General features: G+C 67.4%; 20 protein-coding genes and 2 pseudogenes. 14 read left to right on the top strand and 8 right to left on the bottom strand.

Annotated elements, in window-relative coordinates; genetic code table 11:
* Positions 1-3 precede the first annotated feature (3 nt).
* From selA to CTJ15_RS00775, 4 genes are read left to right on the top strand one after another with little or no spacing between them, the layout of a single operon-like run.
* On the top strand, positions 4-1392 hold the full coding sequence (gene selA / locus CTJ15_RS00790; RefSeq protein ID WP_099780857.1) for an L-seryl-tRNA(Sec) selenium transferase: 1389 nt from the start codon (positions 4-6) through the stop codon (positions 1390-1392).
* On the top strand, positions 1379-2179 hold the full coding sequence (locus tag CTJ15_RS00785; RefSeq protein WP_075822003.1) for a tetratricopeptide repeat protein: 801 nt from the start codon (positions 1379-1381) through the stop codon (positions 2177-2179). The genes selA and CTJ15_RS00785 overlap by 14 nt, the downstream gene beginning before the upstream one ends.
* Complete coding sequence (gene selB, locus CTJ15_RS00780; protein ID WP_075822002.1) at positions 2176-4149, top strand: selenocysteine-specific translation elongation factor; 1974 nt, start codon at positions 2176-2178, stop codon at positions 4147-4149. Before CTJ15_RS00785 ends, selB begins: the two co-directional genes overlap by 4 nt.
* A gap of 10 nt (positions 4150-4159) precedes the next feature.
* Positions 4160-4531 carry a hypothetical protein gene (locus CTJ15_RS00775; RefSeq protein WP_099780856.1) on the top strand — a complete coding sequence of 124 codons (372 nt, stop codon included), beginning with the start codon at positions 4160-4162 and terminating at the stop codon, positions 4529-4531.
* Between the two features lie 66 nt (positions 4532-4597).
* Here the strand turns inward: CTJ15_RS00775 and CTJ15_RS23660 are convergent, their stop codons facing one another.
* The 5 genes from CTJ15_RS23660 to CTJ15_RS00755 all read right to left on the bottom strand — a co-directional run bounded on the left by CTJ15_RS23660 (position 4598) and on the right by CTJ15_RS00755 (position 9907).
* Positions 4598-4942, bottom strand: a complete 345-nt coding sequence (locus tag CTJ15_RS23660; RefSeq protein WP_126281721.1) for a hypothetical protein — start codon at positions 4940-4942, stop codon at positions 4598-4600.
* 140 nt (positions 4943-5082) lie between these two features.
* On the bottom strand, positions 5083-6129 hold the full coding sequence (gene selD / locus CTJ15_RS00770) for a selenide, water dikinase SelD (RefSeq protein ID WP_099780916.1): 1047 nt from the start codon (positions 6127-6129) through the stop codon (positions 5083-5085).
* A 187-nt stretch (positions 6130-6316) separates the two neighbouring features.
* On the bottom strand, positions 6317-8314 hold the full coding sequence (locus CTJ15_RS00765; protein ID WP_099780855.1) for an FAD-binding monooxygenase: 1998 nt from the start codon (positions 8312-8314) through the stop codon (positions 6317-6319).
* Positions 8315-8455: 141 nt separating this feature from the next.
* Positions 8456-8893, bottom strand: coding sequence for a MarR family winged helix-turn-helix transcriptional regulator (locus tag CTJ15_RS00760; RefSeq protein ID WP_099780854.1), 438 nt, complete (start codon positions 8891-8893; stop codon positions 8456-8458).
* A gap of 90 nt (positions 8894-8983) precedes the next feature.
* Positions 8984-9907, bottom strand: a complete 924-nt coding sequence (locus CTJ15_RS00755) for a LysR family transcriptional regulator (protein WP_019462828.1) — start codon at positions 9905-9907, stop codon at positions 8984-8986.
* A 127-nt stretch (positions 9908-10034) separates the two neighbouring features.
* Between CTJ15_RS00755 and CTJ15_RS00750 the strand changes: the two genes are divergently transcribed.
* Positions 10035-11537, top strand: a complete 1503-nt coding sequence (locus CTJ15_RS00750) for a CoA-acylating methylmalonate-semialdehyde dehydrogenase (RefSeq protein WP_019462827.1) — start codon at positions 10035-10037, stop codon at positions 11535-11537.
* Between the two features lie 265 nt (positions 11538-11802).
* Positions 11803-14139, top strand: a complete 2337-nt coding sequence (locus tag CTJ15_RS00745; RefSeq protein WP_075821998.1) for an Orn/Lys/Arg decarboxylase N-terminal domain-containing protein — start codon at positions 11803-11805, stop codon at positions 14137-14139.
* A 76-nt stretch (positions 14140-14215) separates the two neighbouring features.
* Here the strand turns inward: CTJ15_RS00745 and CTJ15_RS00740 are convergent, their stop codons facing one another.
* Positions 14216-14572: a hypothetical protein gene (locus CTJ15_RS00740; protein WP_076970271.1), complete on the bottom strand. Its 357-nt coding sequence runs from the start codon at positions 14570-14572 to the stop codon at positions 14216-14218.
* A gap of 430 nt (positions 14573-15002) precedes the next feature.
* On the opposite strand from CTJ15_RS00740, the pseudogene CTJ15_RS25200 reads away from it, so the two are divergent.
* The 8 genes and pseudogenes from CTJ15_RS25200 to CTJ15_RS00700 all read left to right on the top strand — a co-directional run.
* Positions 15003-15163, top strand: a pseudogene (locus CTJ15_RS25200) (C-terminal helicase domain-containing protein); the annotation flags it as partial.
* A 473-nt stretch (positions 15164-15636) separates the two neighbouring features.
* Positions 15637-16617 carry a tripartite tricarboxylate transporter substrate binding protein gene (locus CTJ15_RS00730; protein ID WP_099780852.1) on the top strand — a complete coding sequence of 327 codons (981 nt, stop codon included), beginning with the start codon at positions 15637-15639 and terminating at the stop codon, positions 16615-16617.
* Positions 16618-16825: 208 nt separating this feature from the next.
* Entirely contained in the window at positions 16826-18178 is a 1353-nt protein-coding gene (locus tag CTJ15_RS00725; protein ID WP_099780841.1) for a transposase, read from the top strand.
* Between the two features lie 103 nt (positions 18179-18281).
* On the top strand, positions 18282-19100 hold the full coding sequence (locus CTJ15_RS00720; protein WP_099780839.1) for an IS5 family transposase: 819 nt from the start codon (positions 18282-18284) through the stop codon (positions 19098-19100).
* A 56-nt stretch (positions 19101-19156) separates the two neighbouring features.
* Complete coding sequence (locus tag CTJ15_RS00715; protein WP_099780851.1) at positions 19157-20101, top strand: SMP-30/gluconolactonase/LRE family protein; 945 nt, start codon at positions 19157-19159, stop codon at positions 20099-20101.
* A 37-nt stretch (positions 20102-20138) separates the two neighbouring features.
* The gene (locus CTJ15_RS00710) at positions 20139-21269 is read left to right on the top strand and encodes an iron-containing alcohol dehydrogenase (RefSeq protein ID WP_099780850.1); all 1131 of its coding nucleotides are present in this window, start codon (positions 20139-20141) and stop codon (positions 21267-21269) included.
* Between the two features lie 35 nt (positions 21270-21304).
* The gene (locus CTJ15_RS00705) at positions 21305-22195 is read left to right on the top strand and encodes a dihydrodipicolinate synthase family protein (RefSeq protein ID WP_019462820.1); all 891 of its coding nucleotides are present in this window, start codon (positions 21305-21307) and stop codon (positions 22193-22195) included.
* 381 nt (positions 22196-22576) lie between these two features.
* Complete coding sequence (locus CTJ15_RS00700; protein WP_237719412.1) at positions 22577-23509, top strand: hydroxyacid dehydrogenase; 933 nt, start codon at positions 22577-22579, stop codon at positions 23507-23509.
* A gap of 67 nt (positions 23510-23576) precedes the next feature.
* On the opposite strand, the pseudogene CTJ15_RS00695 reads toward CTJ15_RS00700, so the two are convergent.
* Positions 23577-24726: pseudogene (locus tag CTJ15_RS00695) on the bottom strand (IS3 family transposase).
* A 368-nt stretch (positions 24727-25094) separates the two neighbouring features.
* Positions 25095-26600, bottom strand: coding sequence for a glycosyltransferase family 39 protein (locus tag CTJ15_RS00690; protein ID WP_151904015.1), 1506 nt, complete (start codon positions 26598-26600; stop codon positions 25095-25097).
* Positions 26601-26604 lie beyond the last annotated feature (4 nt).

Genomic DNA, 26604 nt, shown 5'->3' with positions numbered 1-26604 from the left:
TCCATGTCCGGCAAGGCGGCGTTGCGGGCGCTCCCCTCGGTGGATCGCGTCCTTTCCCTGGCCGGGGCGGCCATCGCGCGTTTCGGCCGGGCCGAGGTCACGGAAGCGGTGCGCGCGGCGCTGGCTGGCCTGCGGCGGGACCCGCCGGCACCGGATGTACCCGACGCTGCCGCGGTGCTGGCCCTGGCGGAAGCCCGCCTCGCCGTGCGGGACCGCTCCAACCTGCGGCCGCTCTTCAACCTGACGGGCACGGTGCTGCACACCAATCTCGGCCGCGCCCTCCTGGCCGAGGCAGCGATCGAGGCCGCGGTGGCGGCCATGCGGGACGCGGTGGCGCTGGAATTCGACCTCGGCACGGGGCGGCGTGGCGAGCGTGACGATCATCTCCGGGACCTGCTGCGCGAACTGACCGGCGCGGAAGACGCTACGGTCGTCAACAACAACGCCGCCGCCGTGCTGATCACCCTGAACACCCTCGGCGCCGGGCGAGGAGCCCTGGTCTCGCGCGGGGAGCTGATCGAGATCGGCGGCGCCTTTCGCATGCCCGACATCATGGCCCGCTCCGGGGTGCGGCTGGTGGAGGTCGGCACCACCAACCGCACCCATGCCCGGGACTACGAGGATGCGCTCTCGCCCGAGATCGGGCTGATCCTCAAGGTGCACCCCTCCAACTACCGGATCGAAGGCTTCACCAAGGCGGTACCGGGTGCGGAGCTCGCCGGCATCGCCCGGGCGGCCGGGGTGCCGATGCTGAACGACCTTGGCTCGGGCACGCTGGTGGACCTGTCGCGCCTCGGCCTCGCGAAGGAACCGACGGTCCGGGAGGCGGTGGCCGAGGGCGCGGACATCGTCACCTTCTCCGGCGACAAGCTGCTGGGCGGGCCGCAGGCGGGGTTCATCGTCGGACGCCGGGACCTGATCGCCGCGATCAACCGCAACCCGATGAAGCGGTCGCTGCGCCTGGACAAGATTCGCCTCGCGGCCCTGGCGGCGACGCTGAAGCTGTACCGCGACCCCGACCGCCTGATCGAACGCCTGCCGACCCTGCGCTTCCTGGCGCGCCCCCTGGCGGAGATCGAGGCCCTGGCCCAGCGCCTGCTCCCGGCTCTGTCGGGGCTGCTGCCGCCCGGCTTCACCGCCGAACCCTGTTCCTGCCGCAGCCAGATCGGTTCCGGCGCGCTGCCGGCGGAAACCATCCCCAGCGCCGGGCTGCGGTTGGCCGCACCGGATGGGGTAGGGCTGGACCGGCTCGCCGCCGCCCTGCGCGACCTGCCGCGGCCGGTGATCGGCTATCTGCGCGACGGTGCCCTGGTGCTCGACCTCCGGACCCTGGAGGACGAGCCCGGCTTCCTGGCCAGCCTCGCCGCCATGCCCACCGATGCGCTGGCTTGAGCGTCTGCGGCGTCCCGGCACGCCGCCTGCTCCCGATCCGCTGGCCGAAGCCCAGGCCGCTTTCTCCCGGGGCGAGTACGCGACGGCCCTGGGGCTCTGGGAACCCCTGGCCAGGGCCGGCGCCGTGGAGGCGCAGGCGGGGATCGGTCTCTGTTTCCTGCGGGGCCTCGGCATCCCGGCCGATCCGCCGCTGGCGGAGAAATGGCTCGCCCTGGCCGCGGCCGGAGGCCATGCCCGGGCACAGCGCGAACTCGCAACGCTTCTGCGACAGGGTGCCGAGGGGGTGGAGGCTGATCCCGCCCGGGCGACCGGGCTTTACCGGGCGGCGGCGGAAGGCGGTGATCCCATCGCCCAGGATATCTGGAGCCGGATGTTGCTGGAGGGGCAGGACGGGGTCGCCATGGACCTCGCCGAAGCGCGCCGCTGGGCGCTGGCGGCCGCCGGGGTGGGCATCGCCCCCGCTATGACCCGGCTCGGCATGTTCCACCACAATGCCCAGGGTGTGGAGCGCGACGTGGCGGAGGCCGCGCGCTGGTGGCACAGCGCGGCGATCCGGGGCGATGCGGATGGGCAGGCCATGCTCGGCGCCGCCCTGCATCTGGGGACCGGCATCGCACCGGACCGCGTGGCGGCCATGGCCTGGCTGCTCCGGGCCACGCGCGGCGGCAGCGACCTGGCGAGGCCCTTCCTGACTGCCGTCCGCGCCTCCCTGACACCAGCGGAGCTTTCCCTGGCCCTGGCCCGCTCCTCCGAGCCGCTGCCGCCAGTCAGCGGGGGCGTGGCATGATCGTCGGAACCGCCGGCCATATCGATCACGGCAAGACCGCCCTCGTGCGGGCCCTGACCGGGGTGGAGACCGACCGCCTCAAGGAGGAGAAGGCCCGGGGCATCACCATCGAGCTCGGCTTCGCCTATCTGGCGGAGGCCGGACGCAGCATCGGCTTCGTCGATGTCCCGGGCCATGAGCGCTTCGTCCACACCATGCTGGCCGGCGCGAGCGGGATCGACTTCGCCCTGCTGGTGGTGGCCGCCGATGACGGGCCGATGCCCCAGACGCTGGAGCATCTGGCCATCCTGGACCTGCTGGGCCTGCGGCGGGGGGTGGTCGCACTCAGCAAGGCGGATCTGGCGGACCCGGCGCGGCGGGATGCCGTGACGGCGGAGATCCGCGCCGTTCTGGCGCCGACCGGTCTGGCGGGGGCGGAGATCCTGCCGGTTTCCACGGTGACCGGCGAGGGGCTGGACAGCCTCCGGGACATGCTCTGGCAGGCGGCGGCGGACACGGCGTCGCGTGGGGAAGCCGGGGCCTTCCGCTTGGCGGTGGACCGCAGCTTCGTCCTGGCGGGGACCGGGACGGTGGTGACGGGAACGGTCCTCTCGGGCGCCGTGGCGGTGGGCGATACGGTCATGGTCAGCCCTGTCGGCCTGCCGGCCCGGATACGCTCCGTCCATGCCCAGAACCGGCCCGCCGAACGCGGCGTGGCGGGACAGCGCTGCGCCCTGAACCTGACCGGGGAGGGGATCTCCAGGGATGCCGTCTCGCGCGGCGACATGATCCTGGACCCGGCCCTGCATGCCCCCACGGCCCGGATCGACGCCCGGCTGCGGCTTCTGGACAGCGAGCCGAAGCCGGTCGGCAACCTGCTCACGGCCCGGCTGCACCATGCGAGCGCGGAGGTGGGGGTTCGCCTCGTGCCCCTGGAGGGTGCCATCCCTCCCGGCGGCCAGGGCCGGGTCCAGCTCGTGCTGGAGCGGCCCATCGCCGCCGCAGTGGGCGACCGCTTCATCCTGCGCGATGCCTCGGCGCAGCGGACGATCGGGGGAGGGCGCTTCCTCGATCTGCGGGGCCCCACGCGCAAGAGGCGGACGGCCGAGCGGCTGGAGCAACTCGATGCCGCGGCGCAGGCGGAACCGGCCGAGGCGCTCCGGCAACTGCTCGCCTTGCCGCCGTTTCATGTGGAACTGTCCGACTTCGCAAGGGATCGCGCCCTTTCCACCGCTGAGCGCGAGGCGCTAGCCGCTCTGCCGGAACTGATCGGCATCAAGACCGGCGATCTCCATGTCGTGATGGACCAGGACCGGTGGCAGGTCTTCCAGGCCTCGCTGCTGGCCGAACTGGCACGCTTCCATGAGGAGAATCCCGACCTCCAGGGAACCGGCCGCGAGCAGCTGCGGATGCTCCTGCAGCCCCGGCTGCCGGTGCCCGTCTTCCGGGCCATCCTGGAAGAGGAAGCCAGGGCTGGGCGGCTGGTGCTGGAGGGTGCCTTCCTCCGCCTTCCTGGCCATGAGGTGCGCCTGGGACTGGAGGACGAGGACCTCTTCGCCCGCATCGCCCCCCTGATCGGCGGCACCAACCGTTTCCGCCCGCCGAGGGTACGGGATCTTGTTCCAATGGTCGGCGCGGAGGAGGTGGAGATCCGGCGCCTGCTGAAGCTCTGCGCGCGGCTCGGCCGGGTGGATCAGGTCGCCCATGACCACTTCTTCCTGCGCGCCACGACCGCCGAGATGGTTGAGATCGCGCACGATGTCGCCGCCCGCTTGCCTGACGGAACCATCACCGCCGCGGCCTTCCGCGACCGGATGGACAACGGCCGGAAGGTCGCCATCCAGATCCTGGACTTCCTGGATCGCCATGGAGTGACCCTGCGCCGGGGCGATTTGCGCCGCATCAATCCCCACAGGAACGACCTGTTCCGGACTTATGCCGCGACCGGGCCCGATTCCCAGCCTGCCCGACTGGCCCAGGACCACGGATGACCCGCCCGCGATGACCACGCCTGCCGAGACGGATTTCGACGATTGGCTGATCGCCACCTATGGCGAGGCCGGTTCCTTCACCATGCTCTTCGTGTTGCTGCGGATCGCCGAGAGCACCGTGGAACCTCTCCGCTCGGCCTATCTCCACGTCGTGGGGGACGAGACGCGCTGGCCGGATATGGTCTCGCTTTTCGCCGGCGCCCGGGTGCCATGGGAGGCGGTGGTCTTCTTCCGGGCCGGGCGGGAAGGGCTGGTCGAGGACCGGGAGGCCAAGGCCCGCCTCGCTTCCCTGACACGCGGCCTCCATGAGGACCGTGGCCTGATCCGCGAGGGCGAATTCTTCAACGCCGAGGGCCTGCGGCTGTGGCTGGACCCGGCCTGACGCAGCCGGGCAGGGGGCATCCGTCCCACCCGGCCGACAGATCCCGGGCCGGGTGGACTGAACCGGTCAGCAGTTCGGCGCGGCTTTCTTCGGTGCGCTGATCGGATCGAGGCCCCGGGCCGTCACTGGTTGCCAGGTGCGTGACTGCGGCGTCTTTCCGCTGGACTGGGTGCCGATAAAAGAGCCGCCGGTCCCGCCGCTCCAGCCTGTATTGCCCGCATTGCCAGGGGCGGTGCTGTCGCTCCTGCCCCTGGCGGGCTGCGTTGCCGGCTGGGATTCGGTCGCACCCTGGCAGCCCGCGTTGCTGTCCAGGCTCTGCTTCGAGGGCGGTGTGCCGCTCTGCTGGGCCATGGCCGCCGTGCCGAGGCCAAGGATCAGGCTCCCGGCGATCCAGAACGCTCCTGAACGCATCGTCATTCTCCCATGGAGGGGGGACCGGCCGTGCCATCCCGGCCGCCACACGATCCCTTTGGATTCCTTCACCGCTGACAGGAAAGCGTGTGGCGGTCCGCCGGGTTTGCCCAGGCATGCATGAAAGACACCGGCATCCGTCAGGCGACCGCCACCCGCGCCTCGCCCGGCTCGGCACGGCCGACGATGCGAGCGGCAGGATAGCCCGCCTCCCGGATGCCGGACAGGATGCGGGCCGCTTCCGTCTCCACGCAGGCGACGAGCAGCCCGCCCGAGGTTTGCGGATCGGCCAGCAGCCGACGCCGCCAGTCCGGCAGGCCGGCCGGCAGCGCGATCCTGTCGCCATAGCTGGCCCAGTTGCGGTCGGAGGCGCCGGTGATGAAGCCGCGCTCGGCCAGCGCGGCGGCGTGGGACAGCCAGGGCAGGTCATCGAGCCGCAGGGTCAGGCAAAGGCCGGAACCCTGCGCCATCTCCAGCGCGTGCCCCAGGATGCCGAAGCCGGTGACATCGGTGATGCCATGCACGGCGGGGTCCTTGGCCAGTTCCGCGCCGACCCGGTTCAGCAGGGTGGTGGAGGCCAGCATCTCGGCATAGGCCCCGTCCGGCAGGGCGCCCTTCTTGATGGCGGCGGAATAGATGCCAACGCCCAACCCCTTGGTCAGGATCAGCGCATCGCCCGGCTGGGCTCCGGCATTGCGGCGCACCTGGGCGGGATGGCAGAGGCCGATCACCGCCAGCCCGTAGATCGGCTCCGGCGCGTCAATGGAATGGCCACCGGCCACGGGAATTCCGGCCTCGGCGCAGACCGAGGCGCCACCCGCCAGGATCCGCCGGATCACCGCCGGTTCCAGCTTGTTGATCGGCATGCCCAGGATGGCCAGGGCCATGATCGGCTGGCCGCCCATCGCATAGATATCCGACAGGGCGTTGGTGGCGGCGATCCGCCCGAAATCTTCCGGGTTGTCCACCATCGGCATGAAGAAGTCGGTGGTGGCGATCACCGCCAGATCCTCGTTCACCTGCCAGACGGCGGCATCGTCCGAGGTCTCGGTCCCGACCAGCAACTGCCGGAAGGGACCGGCCATGGGCTGTTCGGACAGGAGCTCCCGCAGCACCGCCGGGGCGAGCTTGCAGCCGCAGCCGCCGCCATGGGCGAGTTCGGTCAGGCGGATCGTGGGATCGGACATGGAAGCCTCCACAGTGCGGTCCATCGGCTTCCGGAAAGCCTACATCCGGCACCGGGTCCGGAGAAGGGCACGCCGGCCGATACCCCGCCCGCCCTTGGTCACGCTGTGGGCATTGCGGCGGTTGCGGCCACGACGAGCATGGCCACGGTGTCTCCTCCCCTCCGGGCGTCCCGGCCCTGACCCGCGGTTACAGCGCCGGCTGCTGGCTGAAGCCCAGCGGCGCCTTGCTTGCACCATCCCGGCGCGGCACCGCCTGCTGGCCGTTCAGCATGAAGGCACTGAAGAAGTCGGCGATCCCCGCATGGTCCTCCAGGGACAGGACATGCGCCACGTGCTGGTCCGGCCTGACGATCACCACGCACCCATGCCCGCGGTCGATCCCGCGAAGGTCGAAGATATCCTGGCCATTCGCCACCACCGGGCAGAACATCTTCTCGTGGTCCACGAGGCCATGGCGCCCTTTCGCCGGGCGCAGCAGGGCGGGCATGGCGCCGAAGGCCAGCTCGCGGTGCGGCTGCTGGAAGATCGCCCGCAGGTCGATCACCGCGTCGATGTCCTCTCCCTCCGGGGTATGGCGCCGGATCGGCGAGGCCGCGTCCCCTTCCAGGAACCGGCAAAGCGCCTGGATGCGGGATGACGGGGCCGCCGGGTCCTCCGCCGCCGCGAAGGCGAAGAGGCGCCAGCGGCCATCGGCCTGCACCGTGTGGCCCAGATGCATCGGCTTGGCATCCGCCAGGCGGATGACCGGCGCGGAGTGGAAGCGCATGCCGATGGCGAAGCCTTCCGCGAGATGCTGGTGCGTCGCCGCCCCGGTGATCGCCGAAGGCGCGTAGCGCATCGCCGTGCCAGCCGTGAAGCGGCCCTGCTGCACGAAATATGCCTGGAACTCGGCCGGATCGACGCCTTCGCTGTCCGGGTCGTGGGGGTCCTTGGGCGGCAGGGACAGCATCCGGGCCAGCTTCCGGTCGAAGGCGATCAGTTCTTCCGCCACGGCGTGGCGTTCCACTGAATAGGTGGCGAGCAGCGCGGGATCGACCTGCCCCCGCAGTACCGCGGCCAGCTTCCAGCCGAGGTTGAAGGCATCCTGCATGGAAACGTTCATGCCCTGCCCGGCCTTGGGGCTGTGCGTATGGCAGGCATCGCCGGCGATGAAGACGCGGGGTGGGCGCGTGGCCTTCGCCGCCGTTGGCACATCGTCGAAGCGGCCGCACAGGCGCTGGCCGATCTCATAGACGGACCACCAGGCCACCTCCTTAACCTCCAGCGTATAAGGACTGAGGATGCGCCGCGCGGCCGCGATCAGGTGATCGACGGTGATCTGGCGACTGGCGACACGCTCGTTCTCGGCGAGCTTGTCCATCTCGATATAGAGCCGCACGAGATAGCCGCCCTCGCGGGGGATGATCACCATGTTCCCCGCCGCCGAATGGATCACGCATTTCAGGCGGATATCGGGAAAGTCGGTGACCGCGAGCACGTCCATCACGCCCCAGGCCTGGTTGGCGGAGGCGCCTTCCAGGCTGAGGCCGATCTCGCGCCGCACGGCGCTGCGGGCGCCGTCGCAGCCGACCGCGTAGCGGGCCCGGATGGCCTCCACCTCTCCCTCATGCCCGGGATCGAGGCGCTCGAAGCGGGCCGTCACGGGGTGGGAAACATCCGGCTCCGTCGAGACCTCCAGGCTGGCGAGGCGGCGGTGGTAGTCCGGCACGATGGGCGAGGCGCCGCGCCGCATCGTCTCCAGGTAGAAGTCATGCACCCTGGCCTGGTTGAGGATGACGTGCGGGAACTCCGAAAGCCCCTCCTCCGTATCCCGGATGCGGTCGCTGCGATAGATGGCGTCGCGCCGGGTGCTGTCCGGCTTCCAGAACACCAGCTCGTTGACCCAGTACGCCTCGCGCAGCACACGCTCGGCGAAGCCGAAGGCGTTGAACATCTCCATCGTGCGGCAGGCGATGCCATCGGCCTGGCCCAGCATCAGCGGACCTGCCTTCTGCTCCACGATGCGCGTCGAGATCCCCGGGAAGGCCGCCAGCTGCGCCGCCAGCGTCAGGCCGGCCGGGCCGCAGCCGACGATCAGGACATCGGTCGTCCCGGGCAACGGCGCCGGCGTGGCACCGGGGACAGGGGGATCGATCCTGGCAGCTTCCGGATCGCCCGCGTGGAAGCCATTGAGATGGAACTGCATGCTCACTCCTCCCTGGATTGCCAGCTTCGGCGGGGGGACGAGCGGCGCCGGATGCGAGTGGCATCGGCAGAGCGGGCCCGTCACGCCCTTCCGTATGGCTTAACCCCATAGAAAGGATGAACACATAAAGTATGTATGCTGTCAATCTTCTTCCGGGACCCGCCCCACGAATTTCTTGAGCAGCGCGATGAACTGATCCTGTTCCGCTTCCGAAAGGGAATGCATCATCTCCACCTGGGCGGCCAGCACCCGGTCCTTCACGGTTTCCAGCAGGGCGCTTCCATCCACGGTCAGGGTGATGGTCTTGACGCGCCTGTCCTGGCGCGACGGCTGGCGCGCGATGAGGCCCTTGGCCTCCAGCCGGTCGAGCACGCCGCCGAGTGTCGCCCGGTCAAAGGCGATCAGGTCCGAAAGCCGCGTCGCGTCGATCCCTGGCTGGGAGGCAATCGCCACCATCGCGGCATACTGCACCGAGGTGATGTCGAAGCCTGCCAGCCGCGCCGTGAAGATGGCGCCCGAGATCTGATGCGCCCGCCGGATCAGGTGGCCGGGCATCTCGTACATGGATCCGATGGGCATCAGGCTTTCCGTGGCGGTTGGGACGGACCCAGGCTCTAGAGCAGATCGCAGCAACGGGGGAAGGGATCGGGCGTGGTGCCTTCTCCCGGGTCAGCAGGCTTGCTCCTGAGTCAGAGCGGCGGACGAGCCCGGCTGCACGAACCGCGCGGCCTCGGCCCGGATGCCCGAAAGGATATGCCGGCGGGTGAGCTGGACCCGCTGCGTGTCATGCGTGTCGGGATGGGAGATCAGCCAGTAGCTCCGCAGGAAGCGTATCTCCGGAAGGACACGCCGCAGCTCGGGGAAGGAACCGGCGGCATAGTCGTGCAGGATGCCGACGCCATGGCCAGCCCGGACGGCTTCCATCTGGGCCACCACGCTGCCGCATTCGTAGCGCGCCCCGATCACGCGGCGCAGGGCGGCGGCGTAATCCAGGGCGCGGCTGTATACGTAGTCCTCGACATTCGTGACGAAGAGGCGGCCCGACAGTTCCGCCGGCCGGGCGATCGGTCCGGTGCGTGCGAGATAGGCTTCCGAGGCATAGACGCTGAGGGTGTAGTCGGTGAGCTTGGTGACGATCAGCCGGCCCTGCTCGGGGCGCTCCAGTGTGATCGCCAGGTCCGCCTCGCGCCGCGACAGGGAGAAGGTGCGGGGCAGGGGCACAAGCTGGATGACCAGGCCGGGATTCTGTTCCGCCAGCCCGGCCAACTGCCCCGCCAGCACGTAGTTGCCGAGACCGTCCGGCGCCCCGATGCGGACGGTGCCGCTGACGGCCCCTTCCATGCTGTTCAACTGGGAGCCCAGCCGCAGGAACTCGGACTCCGCCCGCTCCGCCGTGGCGAGCAGGGCCTCACCGGCACTGGTCAGCACGCAGCCCTGGTTCCGGCGGTCCAGAAGCTTGGCCCCGATCTCGCGCTCCAGGGCGGAGATCTGCCGGCCCACGGTGGCATGGTTCAGCTTCAGCTCCCGGGCGGCGGCCAGGATCTGCCCCGCGCGTGCCACGGCCAGGAAAATCCGGACACGGTCCCAGTTCATGGGGTGACATCAATTCCCGCACATCGAGGGTGCAATTCTGCCCATTGATGTGCGTTCGGTCGAGCCTTATCGCAGGATGCGCCGGTGGCGCCACGCCGTTCCGCCGGGAGAATGGGAGACGAGACGCATGGCCACCTGGATTCCGCATTTCATCGGCGGCGAGAGCTTCGAGGGCCGCGGCGGCCGCACGGCCCCGGTCTACAACCCCGCCACCGGCGAGCAGACGGGGGAGGTCCCGCTGGCCAGCGCCCGCGACGTCGATGCCGCGGTGCAGGCGGCGCTGAAGGCCTTCCCGGCCTGGGCCGCCACTCCGCCGCTGCGCCGCGCCCGTATCCTGAACAGGTTCCTGGCCCTGCTGGAGCGCGATGCGGACCGCATCGCCGCCGCGATCACCGCCGAGCACGGCAAGGTTCTCTCCGATGCCAAGGGTGAGCTGACGCGCGGCATCGAGGTCGTGGAGTTCGCCACCGCCGCGCCCCAGCTGCTGAAGGGCGAGGTGACGGAGAATGTCGGCACCCGCATCGACAGCCACTCCCTGCGCCAGCCGCTGGGCGTGGTCGCGGGCATCACGCCCTTCAACTTCCCGGCCATGGTGCCGATGTGGATGTTCCCGGTCGCCCTGGCCTGCGGCAACTGCTTCATCCTCAAGCCCTCCGAGCGTGACCCTTCGACCAGCCTGATCCTGGCGGAGCTTCTCGCCGAGGCCGGGCTGCCGCCGGGCGTGTTCAGCGTGGTGCAGGGCGACAAGGAGGCGGTGGATGCGCTGCTGCAGCATCCCGGCATCAGCGCGGTGAGCTTCGTCGGCTCGACGCCCATCGCGCGCTACATCTACGAGACCGCCGCGAAGACGGGCAAGCGCTGCCAGGCGCTGGGCGGCGCCAAGAACCACATGGTCATCCTGCCGGACGCCGACATGGATCAGGCGGTGGATGCGCTGATGGGCGCGGCCTACGGCTCGGCCGGCGAGCGCTGCATGGCGATCTCCGTGGCCGTGCCGGTCGGCGAGCGCACGGCCGAGGCCCTGATCGCGAAGCTGGAGCCCAAGGTCCGCGCCCTGAAGATCGGCCCGGGCACCGAGGCCGATGCCGAGATGGGGCCGCTGGTCACGCGCCAGCACCGCGACAAGGTGCGCGGCTATGTCGATGCCGGCGTGAAGGAGGGCGCGACGCTGGTGGTCGATGGCCGCGACTTCCGCATGCAGGGCTACGAGGACGGCTTCTTCATCGGCGGCACGCTGTTCGACCATGTGACGCCGGAAATGTCGATCTACCGCGAGGAGATCTTCGGCCCTGTCCTCTCGGTGGTGCGCGCGGGCGATTACGCCGCCGCCGCGAAGCTCATCAACGAGCATGAGTTCGGCAACGGCACCTCGATCTTCACCCGCGACGGCGAGGCAGCGCGGGAATTCGCCCATGGCATCCAGGTCGGCATGGTCGGCATCAACGTGCCCATCCCGGTGCCGATGGCCTTCCATTCCTTCGGCGGCTGGAAGGCCTCGCTCTTCGGCGACCACCACATGCACGGGCCGGAAGGCGTGCGCTTCTACACGAAGCTCAAGACCATCACGACCCGCTGGCCCTCGGGCGGCTTCCGCTCCGGCGCGGAATTCGTGATGCCCACCATGGGTTGATCCTGGTCGGCCCGGGTACTGGCCCGGGCCGGCATTTTCGTGCGCGATCGTACCGTGGTCGCGGAGGGTTCGGCCGGCGATCGGCGGGCCCTTCCGACAATGTCGCTCCCATGCCGGACGGAAGGAAACACCCGCGGCACGGCCGCTGACAGGCGCTGGGGAAGGCTTCAATTTCACGGAAGGGTCATAGGCAACCCGCTTGATCCGGCAGGGCGCGCATGATCAGGGTCAGCCCGCCGGCCATGCCGCCTGTAGGGAGATCCGGATGGAATACGCCCGTCGTTTCAAGTTCCTGGTCTGTGCCCCGGCTTTCGACGAGGCCGATCTGGAGGGCGCCCGGCTGCGGCAGATCCTCACCGAGATCGAGGGCATGGGGTATGCCGTGCTGCGGGCCCGGCGGGACGAGGATGCCGAGCTGGTGGTCCGCACCGATGCAGCGATCGGCTGCGTTGTGGTGGACTGGGGCAAGAAGGGCCTCCAGGGCAAGGCGGCGGCCCTGATCTCGCTGGTCCGACGGCGCGGTACGGAGGTGCCGATCTTCCTGCTAGTGCGCCGCCGGCGGCTGGAGGACATCCCGGTCGATGTGCTGGACGATGTGGACGGCTTCGTCTTCCTGGCCGAGGAAACGCCGGAATTCATCGCCAAGAACCTCGTTTCCCGGCTGCGGCAGTATGCGGAGACGCTGAAGACCCCCTTCTTCGGGGCGCTGGTCGATTACGCCGAGCAGGGCAACCAGCTCTGGACCTGCCCTGGCCACAACGGCGGCATGTTCTACAGCCGCAGCCCGATCGGGCGGATCTTCGTCGAGCATCTGGGCGAGGCGGTGTTCCGCGACGACCTCGACAATTCCGTGCTGCAACTTGGCGACCTGCTGACGCATGAGGGTCCGGCCCTGAAGGCGCAGCGCGAGGCGGCGAAGATCTTCGGGGCCGAGCGTACCTACTTCGTGCTGAACGGCACCTCCACCTCCAACAAGATCGCGCTGAACGCCCTGCTGGCCGAGGGCGACCTGGTGCTGTTCGACCGCAACAACCACAAGGCGGCGCATCACGGCGCGCTCTTCCTCAGCGGCGCCCTGCCGATCTTCGTGGAGACGGCGCGCAACCCGCATGGGCTGATCGGGCCGATGCTGAAGGGCGCGCTGTCGGAGGAGCGGCTGCGCGAGGCGATCCGCACCAACCCGCTGGTGAGCGATGCCGAGGCCTGGCGCCGGCCGCGCCCCTTCCGCGCCGCGGTGATCGAGCAGTGCACCTATGACGGCACGATCTATTCCGCCGAGGAGGTGCTGAACCGCATCGGCCATCTCTGCGACTACATCCTCTTTGACGAGGCCTGGGCGGGCTTCATGAAGTTCCATCCGCTCTTCCGCGGCCGCTTCGGCATGGGGCTGGAGAAGCTGGGCCCCGACGCGCCGGGCATCCTGGTGACGCAGAGCACCCACAAGCAGCTCGCCAGCTTCTCCCAGGCCTCGCAGATCCATGTGAAGGACAGCCATCTCGGTGAGCAGCGGCGCCGCGTCGGGCACCGCCGCTTCAACGAGATGTACCTGCTGCACGCCTCGACCAGCCCTTTCTACCCGCTCTTCGCCTCGCTCGACGTGGGCGCGCAGATGATGAAGGGCCGTTCCGGCGAGGTGCTGTGGGACGACACCGTCCGCCTCGGCATCGAGATGCGCAAGAAGCTGCGTTTCACCGCGCGCGAGATGGCGGAGAAGGAGGCGGACCCGGCACGCCGATGGTTCTTTGAACCCTTCGTGCCGAAGACCGTGAGGCTGGATGGCGTGCCCACGCCCTGGGAGGAGGTGCCGACCGATCTGTTGGCTGCCAATCCCGAGCACTGGGAGTTCCGCCCGGGCGAGGACTGGCATGGTTTCGGCGATGTGCCGGCGGGCTGGGCGATGACCGATCCGAACAAGCTGACGGTGCTGACGCCGGGCTTTACCGATGGCGGCTATGCCCGGCATGGCGTGCCGGCTCCGGTGGTGGCGGAGTATCTGCGCCAGAACCGCATCGTGCCGGAGAAGAACGACCTGAACAGCCTGCTTTTCCTGCTCACGCCCGGCAGCGAGAGCAGCAAGGCAGGCACGTTGCTGTCCCATCTGGTCACCTTCAAGAAGCTGCACGACCAGAACGCGCCGCTGGAGGAGGTCATCCCCGGCTTCGTCGCACGGCGGCCGAAGCGCTATGCCGGGCTGCGCCTGCGCGAGCTCTGCGCGGAGATGCACGACTTCTACCGAGCCCAGGATGTCAGCGGATTGCAGGCCGCGCAGTTCCAGGCTGGGCACTTCCCGGAGATGGTGATGCCGCCGCACGAGGCGGTGCGCGAACTGGTGCGGAACCGGGTGGACTACGTGCCGCTGGATGAGTGCTTCGGCCGTGTCGCGGTCACGCTCTGGCTGGTCTATCCACCCGGGATCGCCACGGTCATTCCAGGCGAGAGGCTGGGCGAGGCTTCACGGCCGATGATCGACTACCTGAAGGCCTTCGAGCGGGCGGCGAACCGCTTTCCTGGCTTCGAGAACGAGATCCAGGGCCTTTACCGGGAAACCGATCCGGACGGGCAGGTGCGCTTCTATACCTATGTGTTGCGGGAGACGGCCTAGCGACCCGCAATTCCAGGATCGCTCTGCCTTCCACGGGCACCCGGCCGCGAGGCCATCATAGGCCGTCGCGGCGCGCTTATGCGCTGCCCTGGTTCGCATCGAGTGCCTGCTCGATGGCTTGGCAGGCCCAGTTGCCGGCCTCGGTGCTGTGGCCCATCACGACGACCTTGCGCCCGGCTCTTACGATGGCAGCGAGGCCGGCCAGAACATGCTCGGGCATCGCAGCGCCGGGAACCAAGCCCTGGGGCAGGAGCCAGAGGCGGTCTCCCGCGTCTATCGTGTTCCCAGGCTCATCCAGGTTGTGCAGCACAGCCTGGAAGATGCATTCCGTGACAAGGCCAAGCGAAAAAGCAGGCCCGCTGCCCATGACGAGCTTGCCATCGCCATCGTAGACGGCGCCACTTGGGGCCTCGGATCGTTCGCCTGAGGGCATGCAAATCATATTCTCTGACAGTTGAGGAAACCTCCACGAGAGAAGTCTGCTGTTGTCCATCTCTCGTCAGGCCTGGAATGCGCTGGGGTCTCGCAGAGGTTTTCGGCTTTCGGGAAGATCCACGGGAACATTCAGGTCCGTAGGTCAACGATCGCGGTGCACGGACAAAGCATCAGACCACTCAATAACGGAATCCTGCCCTTCTGACAGTACGGCAGGATCGAAAAACCGGTGTCGAAGCTAACCAATAATAACGCCCGTCCGAAACGTACCTGAAGCCCAGCACGTAGGTTCTCGATGTCGTAGTCCCAAGGAGGCGCGACCTCTGCGCGGCGCCATGTCCCGGCCTCGGGCGTTTCGAAGGTGCGAGGCCGTATCATCACCGGTCCTGACCGGCAAACCGTGGCGGTGCCAGCGTGGCTAGGGCAGGGCGGGAAGAACCCGTGATGTCTCCAGGGCTGTTCCTGCCGATGGCATCTTCCTGATCAGCCTCAAGGCCGGCGGCGTGGGCCTGAACCTGACAGCCGCCGATCCGTGGCGGAACCCGGCGCTCGAGGATCAGTCAGCGACCGGGCACACCACATCGGCCAGGATACTGGCGGACATCCTTCCGGGGAGAAGTGGAAGGCACGACGGAACGGCCAGCCGATGGGGGCGGGTGGAGGAGTTCAGGAGGGAGGCGGTCCGGTCATGGGCATCATGGCGGCTGCACGGTCGGATGAAATTTTTTGTCCATTTTGAGCAATTATCATTGCGTGTTTTGTGCATATAAATGATAGAAGAGGCCACCGTAACGCCCTGGACAGGTGGAAGCGCACGTGTGGTCGGCCATCTCTCAACGAAGTCAGGAAAACGGCGCTCTGTCGGCGCAAGCATTGCCGTTGCTCTGTGCATTCCACATGGTCATGCCATGAGATGCGCGATTCGCGCAGTTTACCCTTCGACTTGTACTCCGCTCTCGGACATGGACAGCATCTGGCTTTGCCGGCCGACGCGGTCCGCGAAAAACTGACAAGCCTGCTCCAGAGCCTGAAACACGAACAAGAACAGAGGAAACACCCCCCATGAACCGTCGCACCCTGCTCGGCACCGTCCTGGGCTCCACCATCATGGCATCCCCCTCCGCGATCCAGGCCCAGAAGCCCTGGCCGGAGCGGCCAATCCGTTTGATCGTCCCCTACCCGCCGGGCGGTGCGACGGACGTGCTCGCCAGGCTCTATGCCGAGCAAGCCAGCAAGACCCTCGGTCAGCCCGTGGTGATCGACAACCGGGCCGGCGCCAGCGGCAATATCGGCATCGATGTGGTGGCGAAGTCGCCTTCGGACGGAGCCACTTTCGGCGCGGCAACGGTAAGCAACTTCTCCATCAACCAGTTTCTGTACCGAAACGTACCCTACGATGTCGAGAAGGATCTCCGCCCGGTCGCGTTAGGCTGGGAGTTCCCCAACATCGCAGTGGTGGCGCCGGGCAAGGTGCAGGCCAAGACACTTGCCGAGTTCATCGCATGGGCCAGGGCCAAGAAGGGCGGCATCACCTATGGTTCCACCGGCGTTGGTACGACGACGCACCTTTCATCTGCCATGTTGTTCAACCGCATTGGCGTGGAGGCGGTTCACGTGCCTTTTCGCGGTGCAGCCCAGACCATTCCGGCTCTGATGAGCGGTGACGTGGACTTCGCGCTGGACGGCGTGGCCTCTTATCTGTCGTTGGTGCAGAGCGGGCAGATGCACGCGCTCGCCGTAACCTCGGCTGAGCGCTGGCCGGCTCTGCCGGAGGTTCCCACCATGGGACAGGCAGGTCTGGACAATTTCGTCGTCACGGTCTGGGGCGGCTTCGTTGCGCCAGCCGGCACGCCGGACGCGATCGTGGAGAAGTTCGGCCTGGCCTTGAAGCAGGTGGTGGATGATCCGGTACAGGCGGAACGCTTCCTGAAGGTCGGCGCCAAGCCGATCTGGAGCACACCCGCCCAGGCCGCGGAGCGAGCGGCGCGCGAGCGTCCGATGTGGCGTCAGCTCATCGAGGCCTCGGGCGCGCAGGCTGATTGAGGAGCCGGGCAATTCCCGGGAGCACCGCAGCGCCGGCAGGCGTTGCCCGATGGAACGCCGATTCCGGCAATGGCCAAGCGGAGCAGGAAACCATGATCGAAGCCCATCGTCGGGGTCTGCTTAGCTCGACTTTGGCCATCTGAGGCAGGCGTAGGCGGCGAGGCGGGTGACTGGCTAGGCTGGCGTGTCCCCGCCAAGAGACGCCGCCATGCTTCACCTGCCATCCCGCTTCGCCGCGGTGATCCTGAGCTTTGCGCCGCTGTTTTTCCAGCGCAGCTGGCAACACGCGGAGGTGCTGCTGATCGGGGCTATCCTGGCACCCGGCAAACGTACGGTGACCAGCCTGTTGCAGATCAGCGGGCTCGCGCAGGAGCGGCGCTTCGTGAACTATCATCGGGTGCTCAACCGGGCGGTCTGGAGCCCCCGGGCAGCATCGCGTCTTCTGCTGGCGCACCTGATCACAGCCTTCGCGCCGGATGGGCCGGTCATTCTGGGCATTGACGACACGATTGAGCGGCGCCGTGGCAAGCGGATTGCGGCCATGGGCATCTACCGCGACCCGGTACGCTCCAGCCACGGCCACTTCGTAAAGGCTTCTGGCCTGCGTTGGATCAGCCTGATGCTCTTGGCACCTGTTCCCTGGGCCGGTCGGGTTTGGGCGCTGCCGTTCCTGTCCGCGCTGGCGCCCTCGGAACGGTTTTGTCGCGACCAGGGACAGCGGCACAAGAAGCTCACCGACTGGGCCCGCCAAATGATCCTGCAGACACGCCGCTGGCTTCCTGGGCGGGACATCGTGCTGGTCGGCGACAGCGGCTTTGCAGCCCTGGAACTGCTGGCTGCGCTGACCCGGCACAGGATCACCGGGGTCACGCGCCTGCGGCTCGATGCCGCGCTCTATGACCCGGCGCCACCCCGGCTGCCTGGCACCAATGGTCGGCCCCGTACCAAAGGGGCGCGCCGGCCCAACCTGGCGGAGGTGCTGGTCCGCACCGATACATGCTGGCAGCGCATGGTGGTCCCCCGCTGGTACGGTGGGGGCGAGCGTCACGTCGAGATCTGCTCGGCCACTGCCGTGTGGCGTCATGGCGGGATGCCCATCGTGCCGATCCGCTGGGTGCTGGTCCGCGATCCTCATCGCCGGTTCGAGCCGCAGGCCCTGCTGTGCACCGAGCCTGATCGAACGCCGGAGCAGATCCTGTTCTGGTTCATCCAGCGCTGGCAACTGGAGGTGACCTTCCAGGAGACCAGGGTGCATCTTGGGGTCGAGACTCAGCGACAGTGGTCGGACCTCGCCATCGCCCGCACCACGCCATGCCTGCTCGGGCTGTTCTCCCTCGTCACCCTCCTGGCCGCCCAGCTCAGAACCTCAGAACGCAGAGCCGCAATGAGCAGCGCCTGGTACCGCAAGGACCGTCCGACCTTCAGTGACACCCTCGCCGCCGTGCGGCGGCACATCTGGCGTGAGCAAGGTTTCCTCACATCCCGGCACAGCGGTCACAGCACAAAACCTCGGCGAGCGCTCCAGCACGCCTGGGCTTACGCCATCTGCCACGCCGCGTGATGGCCAAAGTCGAGCTTAGAACCCGTTTCATAACGGCTGAGGCGGGGTGAGCGGCGGGAGTTCTGCGCGTTCGGAGGGTGTCTGACGTCCTTCGAGGTGGCCCATGTGGACCCCTGCCGCCCGCGCGCAGCTTGCGCGCGGCTCCCAGCCTTATGCAACGTGCCTAACCGATGCCGAGTGGGCCCTGGTCGAGCCCTTCTTGCCAAGCCCTGCAAAGACCGGACGACCCCGGTCCTGGCCGATGCGGCGGGTGGTTGATGCGATCCTCTACGTGCTCCGTACCGGCTGCGCCTGGGCGCATCTGCCCCGCGACTTCCCGCCGCCCGGGACCGTGCACCGTTGGTTCCTGCGCCTCTCGCGCCGGGGCACCTTCGAGCGACTGGCGCACGCCCTCATCATGGCCGACCGCGAGCGGGTCGGCCGAGAGGCCTCACCGACAGCGGCGGTGTTGGACGCCCAATCCGTCCGCTCGGGCGGTGTCGGCGTGAAAGGTGTCCGCGGCTACGATGCCGGGAAGAAGGTGACGGGCCGCAAGCGCCACGCCCTGGTGGACACGGACGGTAGGCTCCTGCTCGCCGCCATCTCGCCCGCCTGCCTGCATGACAGCCGAGGGGGTGCGGCCCTCCTGGCCATGTCGCGCCGCCCTTGGCCGTTCCTGGCCCGCTGCTTCGCCGACCGCGCCTACGCCGGTCCGCGGGTCGCCCGAGCCTCCCCCGTCGCCGTTACCATCATCGGCAGCGCACCCGGCCAGAAAGGCTTCGCCGTGCAACCCAGGCGCTGGGTGGTGGAGAGGTCCTTCGCTTGGTTCGGCCGCTGCCGACGCCTCGCTCGCGATCACGAGGCCACCGTCGGTTCCGCCGTCGCCTTCTTCACCCTCGCCGCCGCCATGATCCTCGTCCGGCGTCTGGCTCAGCCGTTATGAAACGGGGTCTTACTCTTGCCGCGGGAGGATGCGCGGCGCTCGTCAGCCGACCTGCCTTGGCGCGCTGGGAAAGTATCCAGCGCTACCCCGAGGCCGCGTTCGAGAACCTCGACGCCTCCTTCGCAAAGTACCGGCTGGATGCCGCGGCAGTGGAGCAGCTTTGGACCGGGGCGCGGTGGAGCGAAGGGCCGGTCTGGCTCGGCGATCAACGTTGCCTGATCTGGTCCGACATTCCGAACGACCGCCTGCTGCGCTGGCACGAGACAACCGGGACAGTCGACGAGTTCCGCAGACCTGCCGGCTTCTCGAACGGCAACACGCGCGACCGGCAGGGGCGCCTGGTCACATGCGAACATGGCGGACGCCGCGTGACCCGCACCGAGCCGGACGGAAGCATCACGGTGATTGCCGATCGCCACGACGGCAAGCGGCTGAACTCGCCCAACGACATCGCCGTGAAGTCCGATGGCTCCATCTGGTTCACTGACCCGCCTTTCGGGATTCTCGGATTCTACGAAGGCGAGAAAGCCGAGCCTGAGCTGCCCACGAACATCTACCGCGTTGATGGACGTACCGGGCAGCTCTCCGTGGTGAGCAACGAGGTGGGACGACCGAACGGCCTGGCCTTCTCGCCCGATGAGAAGCTCCTCTACGTGGTCGAGGCATCTGCCAATCCCCGCGTCATCCGCGTCTTTGACGTCATCGAGGATGGAACGAAACTCGCGAACAATCGCGTCTTCATCCAGGCCAAGGCGGGTGAGAGGCCGGACGGCTTCCGGGTCGATGTTGAAGGAAACCTCTGGTGCGGCTGGGGAATGGGGGAAGCCATGGACGGGGTTCGCGTCTTCAACAAGGGCGGGCAACCGATCGGACATATCCATCTGCCCGAGCGTTGCGCCAACCTTGCCTTCGGTGGCCGGCACCGCAACCGCCTCTTCATGGCAGCCAGCAAGTCCCTCTACGCCGTTTACGTGAACGCGCAGGGCACCCCCTACAGTTGATGGCCAGCCCGCTTCCAGTTTCCCGAGGAACCGCCGCATGCTCAACCTGACGAACCCGATCGGCCTGATCCGTCCCGGGACGATCGAATTCGGTCCTGGCACTGTTTCCGCCGCTGGGCGCTGGGCCAAGGCGCGGGGGCTGCGCCGCGCCCTTGTCATCTCCGACGCCTTCAATGCCGGCCGCACGGACGTGCTGGAACTGCCTGGCGACGTGCATGTCTTCGGCGAGGTGAAACCCGAGCCGGACGTCGCGAACCTCGACAAGGCACTGGCCATGGCGGCGAGGGTGAAGCCGGACCTCGTGGTGGGCTTCGGCGGTGGCAGCGCCATGGACCTCGCGAAGCTGGTGGCGGTGCTGACCGGCAGTGCCCAGACACTGCCCGAGGTGGTGGGACCGGACAAGGTGGACGGCCGCGCCTGCGCGCTGATCCAGGTGCCCACCACCTCCGGCACCGGCAGCGAGGGCGGCATCCGGGCGCTGGTCACCGATCCGGTGACGCAGAACAAGCTGGCTGTGCAGAGCCTGCATATGCTGGCCGATCTGGCCGTGGTTGACCCAGATCTGACGCTGACGGTTCCGGCCGCGGTGACCGCTGCCACCGGCGTGGACGCCATGGCGCACTGCGTGGAGGCCTTCACCAACAAGAAGGCCCATCCGCTGATCGACCTCTACGCTCTGGAGGGTATCCGTCTCGTCGGCCGCTACCTCGGGCGGGCCGTGGCCGACGGCTCGGACAAGGAGGCGCGCGCCGGTCTTTCCGTTGCCTCGCTCTACGGCGGCTTCTGCCTGGGCCCGGTGAACACCACGGCGGGCCATGCGGTCGCCTACCCATTGGGAACGCGGCACCACGTCGCGCACGGCCTGGCCTGCGCGGTGATCTTCCCCCACACCCTGGCCTTCAACGCGCCGGCGACGGCAGGGAAGACCGCGCTTGTACTGGAAGCACTGGGTCTGCCCACTGCCACTGACGAGGCATCCGTGCGCGGCGCCACCTATGGCTTCTGCGCCGGTCTCGGTATCGAGATGCGCCTTTCCCGCCTGGGCGTGCCCGAGGAGGATCTGGAGACCATGGCGACCGAGGCGCATGCCATCCGCCGGCTTCTCGATAACAATCCGCGCGACATGAGCCGCGAGGACATCCTCACCCTTTATCGCACCGCCTTCTGAAGCAACGCGACGCGCACGGAACAGGAGTTCCCCTTATGGCGAAGATCACGGGCCCTTGCGTGGCCATCGTTACTCCGTTCAACCAGGACGAAACCATCAATGCCGATGCGCTGCGCCGTCAGGTAAAGCGGCAGGTCGCCGCCGGTAATGGCGTCTTCTGCGCCGGCACCAACGGTGAATTCTATGCGCTCTCCTTTGACGAGAAGGTCCGGGTCGCCGAGCTCTGCGTGGAAGCCGCCGGGGGCGCAGTGCCGGTTCTGGCGCATATCGGCGAGGTCTCAACGAGCCAGACCATCCTCCTTGGCAGGAAGATCGAGAAGCTTGATGTCAAGGCGCTCTCGGTCATCACGCCCTCGATCCTCGCCTGTAGCCAGGATGAGCTGATCGCGCATTATCGTGATGTCGCCGATGCGCTGACGAAGCCCATCTATCTGTACAACCTTCCCGCGCGCACCGGGAACACCCTTCAGCCCGAGACGGTGCGCGTGCTGGCCGACCACCCGAACATCGTTGGCATCAAGGACAGCGCCGGCTCACAGGAGAGCCTTGATGGCTACCTTGAGATAGCCCGTTCGCACGATGCCTTCGACGTGCTGGTCGGTCCGGACTCGCTCGTGCTGCACGGTCTGACCCATGGTGCCGCGGGATGTGTGTCGGGCTTGGGCAACATCTCGCCCGTGACCCTGAATGCCATCTGGGCTTCCTTCTCCAAGGGGGACAGTGAGGCCGCCGGAAAGCACCAGGCGCACTACAGCGAACTGCGCAAGGAGCTCTATGCTCATGGCTTCGCGCCGACCATGGTCAAGCGCTGCCTGACCCTCGCCATGCCTGAGGTTGGCGCCAGCCGCCGCCCCGCGATGGTCTCGGCCGAAGTGGAAGAGAGGATCCGTCCGATCTCCCGCAAGTGGGCGGAAGCGACGGAATGAACAGGGGCAGCACTGCCGTTGCGCGGCGTATCTGCGCTTTGCTGCAACCGACATCCTGCTCGCTTATGGCCGCGAGATCTTCCTGATCAATGACAGCTCGGCGGCGCTGCACGGAGGAACATGACAGGAGAACGCGGTATCGATCCTCGGCTGAGCCATCGGATTCGTGGTTACCGTCATGGCCATCTGGTACGCGGGCTCGTTCGTGGCGGCGTCGGCGCTCTCCGGCTTCCGGGCTTCTCAACTATGTCAGCTGCTGCGTGAAGTGAATCCGGTACAGATCCCCACCTGATCAGGCAACATAGAAGCGGACGTATCGCCGTTTCCCCAAGCATGGATCTTCGATTGATGACGCACACTGTCGTAAGCCTGGGAGGTCCCATGGCGCCGGAAGGAGAGAAAATTCTCCGTGATGCCGGTTTGGACGTGGTCAGCACGGATCCTTACCCTGCGAAGGACGCCGTCAAGGCATTGCTTGTGAAAACACAAGCCAGCGCCATCGTCGTGCGCCTTATAGAGCGGGTCGATGAGGACATCATGAAGGCGACACCGTCGCTGAAGGTGATTGCCAAGCATGGTGCCGGCACGAATGACATCGATGTCGCTGCCGCAAAGTCGCTCGGCATTCCCGTCCTGGCCGCCGTGGGCGCCAACGCGCATTCGGTGGCGGAACACGCGCTGGCCATGATCCTGGCGCTTGCGAAGGACCTCCGCAATCAGGATGCCTATGTGCGCGCTGGCGGTTGGGACAAGAAGAACTATGTCGGCTTCGAACTGCGTGGTCGCAGGCTCGGCCTGATCGGCCTTGGGATGATCGGGCGCTATCTCGCCGGTTTCGTTCAGCCCCTCGGCATGAATGTCCAAGCTTACGATCCATTTGCGGGAGACGATGCCTTCACAGCAGGCATTGACCGCGCGACGACTATCGACGACTTGCTCGCACAAAGCGACATTGTTAGCCTTCACTGTCCTCTCACCCGTGAAACAGAAGGCCTGATTGGTGAGCGCCAGTTCGGCCTCATGAAGCCGGGCGCGATCCTGGTGAACACAGCGCGTGGCGAAGTGGTGGATGAGGCTGCGCTACTCGCGGCCCTGCGTGATGGGAGGATCGCTGCCGCTGGGCTCGACAGCTTTGCAAGCGAGCCACCGGCAAAGGACAACCCTCTTTGGTCGTTGCCAAACGTGTTGGTTTCGCCGCACTGCGCCGGTGTCACGGCCGAAGCTCGGCGGGAGGTTTCACTGATGACCGCACGGAACATTCTGGACATCATCAGAGGAAGCGAAGTCCAGCGGAGGTTCCTGGTGCAGGCTTGATCGTCCTGCCTCTGTTGCAGCTTTTGTGGCCGCTGGACTTGCTTCGGTTTAGTGGAGAGGTGTTGGATCAGTTGGCGGCCATCTTCTCGAACTGGGCCGGGCTTGTGAAGTCGAGCGCGGAGTGGCGCCGGACAGGGGTGTAGAAACCATCGATGGTGCGGCCGATGGCCTGCTCGGCATCCTGGCGTGTTTCGAACATGGTGCGCCAGACGAGTTCCGACTTCAGCGTCTTGAAGAGGGTCTCGACCATGGCGTTATCGTAGCAATTTCCCTTGCCCGTCCTCGAGATCAGATACCGTGCTTTCGGAGTTCCGCCTGGTAGTCGGCGGAGCAGTACTGGCTGCCGCGATCGGCATGGTGGATCAGCCCTGGCGCCGGGCGGCGCATAGTGAGGGCCTTACGCAGAGCCGCCAGCGCCAGTTCCCGATGCAGCCGATCCGCTACGGCCCAGCCAACGACGCGGCGCGCGAACAGGTCGATGACCACTGCCAGATACAGCCATCCTTCGCGGGTCCAGATGTAGGAGATGTCACTACCCCACTTCTGGTTAGGACCCTGCGCGGAGAAGTCCTGGTCCAGCAGGTCAGGCGCGATCGGCCAGGCATGGTGGCTGTCAGTGGTCCGCTTGAACCGCCGCTTCTGCCGGGCGCGGAGGCCATTCTCCCGCATCAGGCGGGCCGTCCGGCGGCGCCCGACAGCCAGGCCGCTGTCCTGCAGCTCCCGCGTCATGCGCGGGCTGCCGTAGGTGCCGTTGGACAGCGCGAAGGCCGACCGGACATGGGCCAGCAGCATCATGTCCTCGTGCTGGCGGCGGCAGGCCGGGCGACCCTTCCAGGCAAAGTAGCCTCTCTGGCTGACGCCAAGAACCCGGCAGAGACGGTGCACGGGGAACTTCTCTTTCGCCGCATCGATGAGCGCGAACCTCACCGACTTCCTTCCCGGGCGAAAAAAGCCGTGGCACGCTTGAGGATGTCCCGCTCCTGGCGAAGGATCTCGTTCTCCCGCCGCAGCCGCTTCAGCTCGGCCGCGACGTCCTCCTGCCCCGAGCGGTCCGGCGCATCGATCTGCCGGTCCCGGCTCCGGCTGATCCACCTGACCAGCGTCGACAAACCTATACCGAGGTCTTCAGCAATCTCGCGCTGGCTCCGCCCGGTCGTCTGGACCAGCCGGACCGCCTCGTCCTCAAATTCCTTCGTGAACTGTCTCTGCCGCGTCATCGAGTTCCTCTCGCCTCATCAGGAACCCTCCACTTCTCCAAAGCAAGTCCAGCTCCAGCCCGCCACAGCCCTCCCCTGATCAACCAAGCCCCGCAACCCTCCACGAAACCGGGTCAACTTCAAAGTGATGCGGTGCGAAGCATGCCAGTTCCGGGAAGTCGTGGCGTCAACCGGGTTCATGGTCCTGGCACAAGTCACGCGCTCTCGGCAACAGTCGGGGACAACCCACTGCCCGGGCTGGCTGGCGATTGCTCGAATGGGACTTGGCAGGGACGGCATCGCGCCGTGACGCTCCTGCCGGAGCCAGGCCGGACGGCAAGGTGGCGCGTCGGCGGGCGCTGTTTGGTCGCGGATCATTGCTGGTCCGGTCAGGGCCCCGTACCTGAAGGGCCAGCTCCGCCATCGGGCAGGCGCTGGTAGATCTGCCGGGTGTGCCGGCCTACGGGAACCTCCAGTACCTTTCGGTAGTGCTGGCCCAACTCGTCTTCCAGCGCCGCAACGCTGTCCGCATTATTGCGCGGCTGCATTCCCTCCCAGGTCACCACAATTCCCGGACGTGTTGCGAAGATCCGGCGTATCTCGGTGACCTGGTCGGCCCCGATGGCGCCTGCCTCCTTCCGGTCGCTGAGATGGCTCGGGAAGGCGTAGCGGGTTGGGATGCAGCTTCCCGTAAGGTGGTACAGCATCGGCTCTCCGTCGAAGACGTAGAGGCATCCCACCAGCCGAGGTTGGATGAAGGAGACGATCCTGCGGATCTCGGTGCCGTCGCCGCGCTGCCGAACGTGCTTCGTGACGAGGACGAAGCTCGCCAACAGTCCGAACAGGCCCACCAGCAGGGCCACGGGCACGCGCGGCGCCCTGCCTGCGCGACCCAGCTTCAGGCCGATGCTTCGCCACGCGCCAAACACGGGTGCCGCCATGGCCGAAAGCGGCACGAGGAGCGGCAGGGCGTAGTGCGTGTAATAGGTTCCGAAGGCCAGGAAGCCGGCAAGGGCCGCGAGCGACCACGCCGTCACGAAATCCTGCGCCGCCGCGGCGTTCCGATCATTCCCCGGCCACACCAGCCGCCTAGGCCAGCGGCTCAGGGCCGCGGCCAGCAGCAGTGGCAGGAGCAGAAGGATGATCGGCCCCAGTCGGCCCAGGGCCGAGCCTTCGCCGAAGGTGCTGCGCTCAAAGACCGACAGGAAGTTCGCATAGAGGAAGGCCTCGCCCTGGCCCCGCAGCACGTAGAAGGCCAGGGCCGCAGCGGTGGGCAGCAGGCCGCAGGCGATCCAGGAGACCCCTTGAGCCATGAGTGTGACGGGGCGGGTTCCGGCGCGCCAACCCTGCCAGAGTAGCGCACAGCCGAAGAATATCCCCTCGAACATGGCCGTATACTTCATCTGGATGGCTATGCCGGCGAGCAGCATGGCACCACAGCCCAGGGCAAGCCGCCTAGCCGGAGAACAACGTCCGGCGCGGAGCGTCAGCCAGGCCGCCAGGACAACGAACAGGTTGTAGAAGACCGGAGCTTGGCCACCCACGCCCTCGAAGGCGCCCAGGAAGGCCAGGTAGACCAGCCCGGCGCTGACCGCGCCGGCGCGCGTCGCGAAGCTCGCGGCCACCACGGAGATCATCCCGGCCGTCGCCGCGGCGAAGAGCGTCGCGACCACCTGGTACTGATAGACGCCCTCGCCCCCGAGAAGGCGGATGGCCGCGTAGATCAGGAAGAGGCCGACCGGCTTGCGATCCCACAGATCGACGAAGGGCAACGCGCCCTGAAGCATCCGGTCGCCGACCAGGAGGTAGAAGGTCTCGTCCACACCCACAACAGGGTTTCCGAAGACCGGGGTACGGATCGCGAAGGCGAACAGCAGCAGGATCGCCGTGTTCATGACC

The organism is Roseomonas sp. FDAARGOS_362 (assembly GCF_002754815.1).
Classification (GTDB): domain Bacteria; phylum Pseudomonadota; class Alphaproteobacteria; order Acetobacterales; family Acetobacteraceae; genus Roseomonas; species Roseomonas mucosa.
The sequence above is the reverse complement of the archived record's forward strand: the minus strand, read 5'-3'. Positions and strand labels throughout refer to the sequence as shown.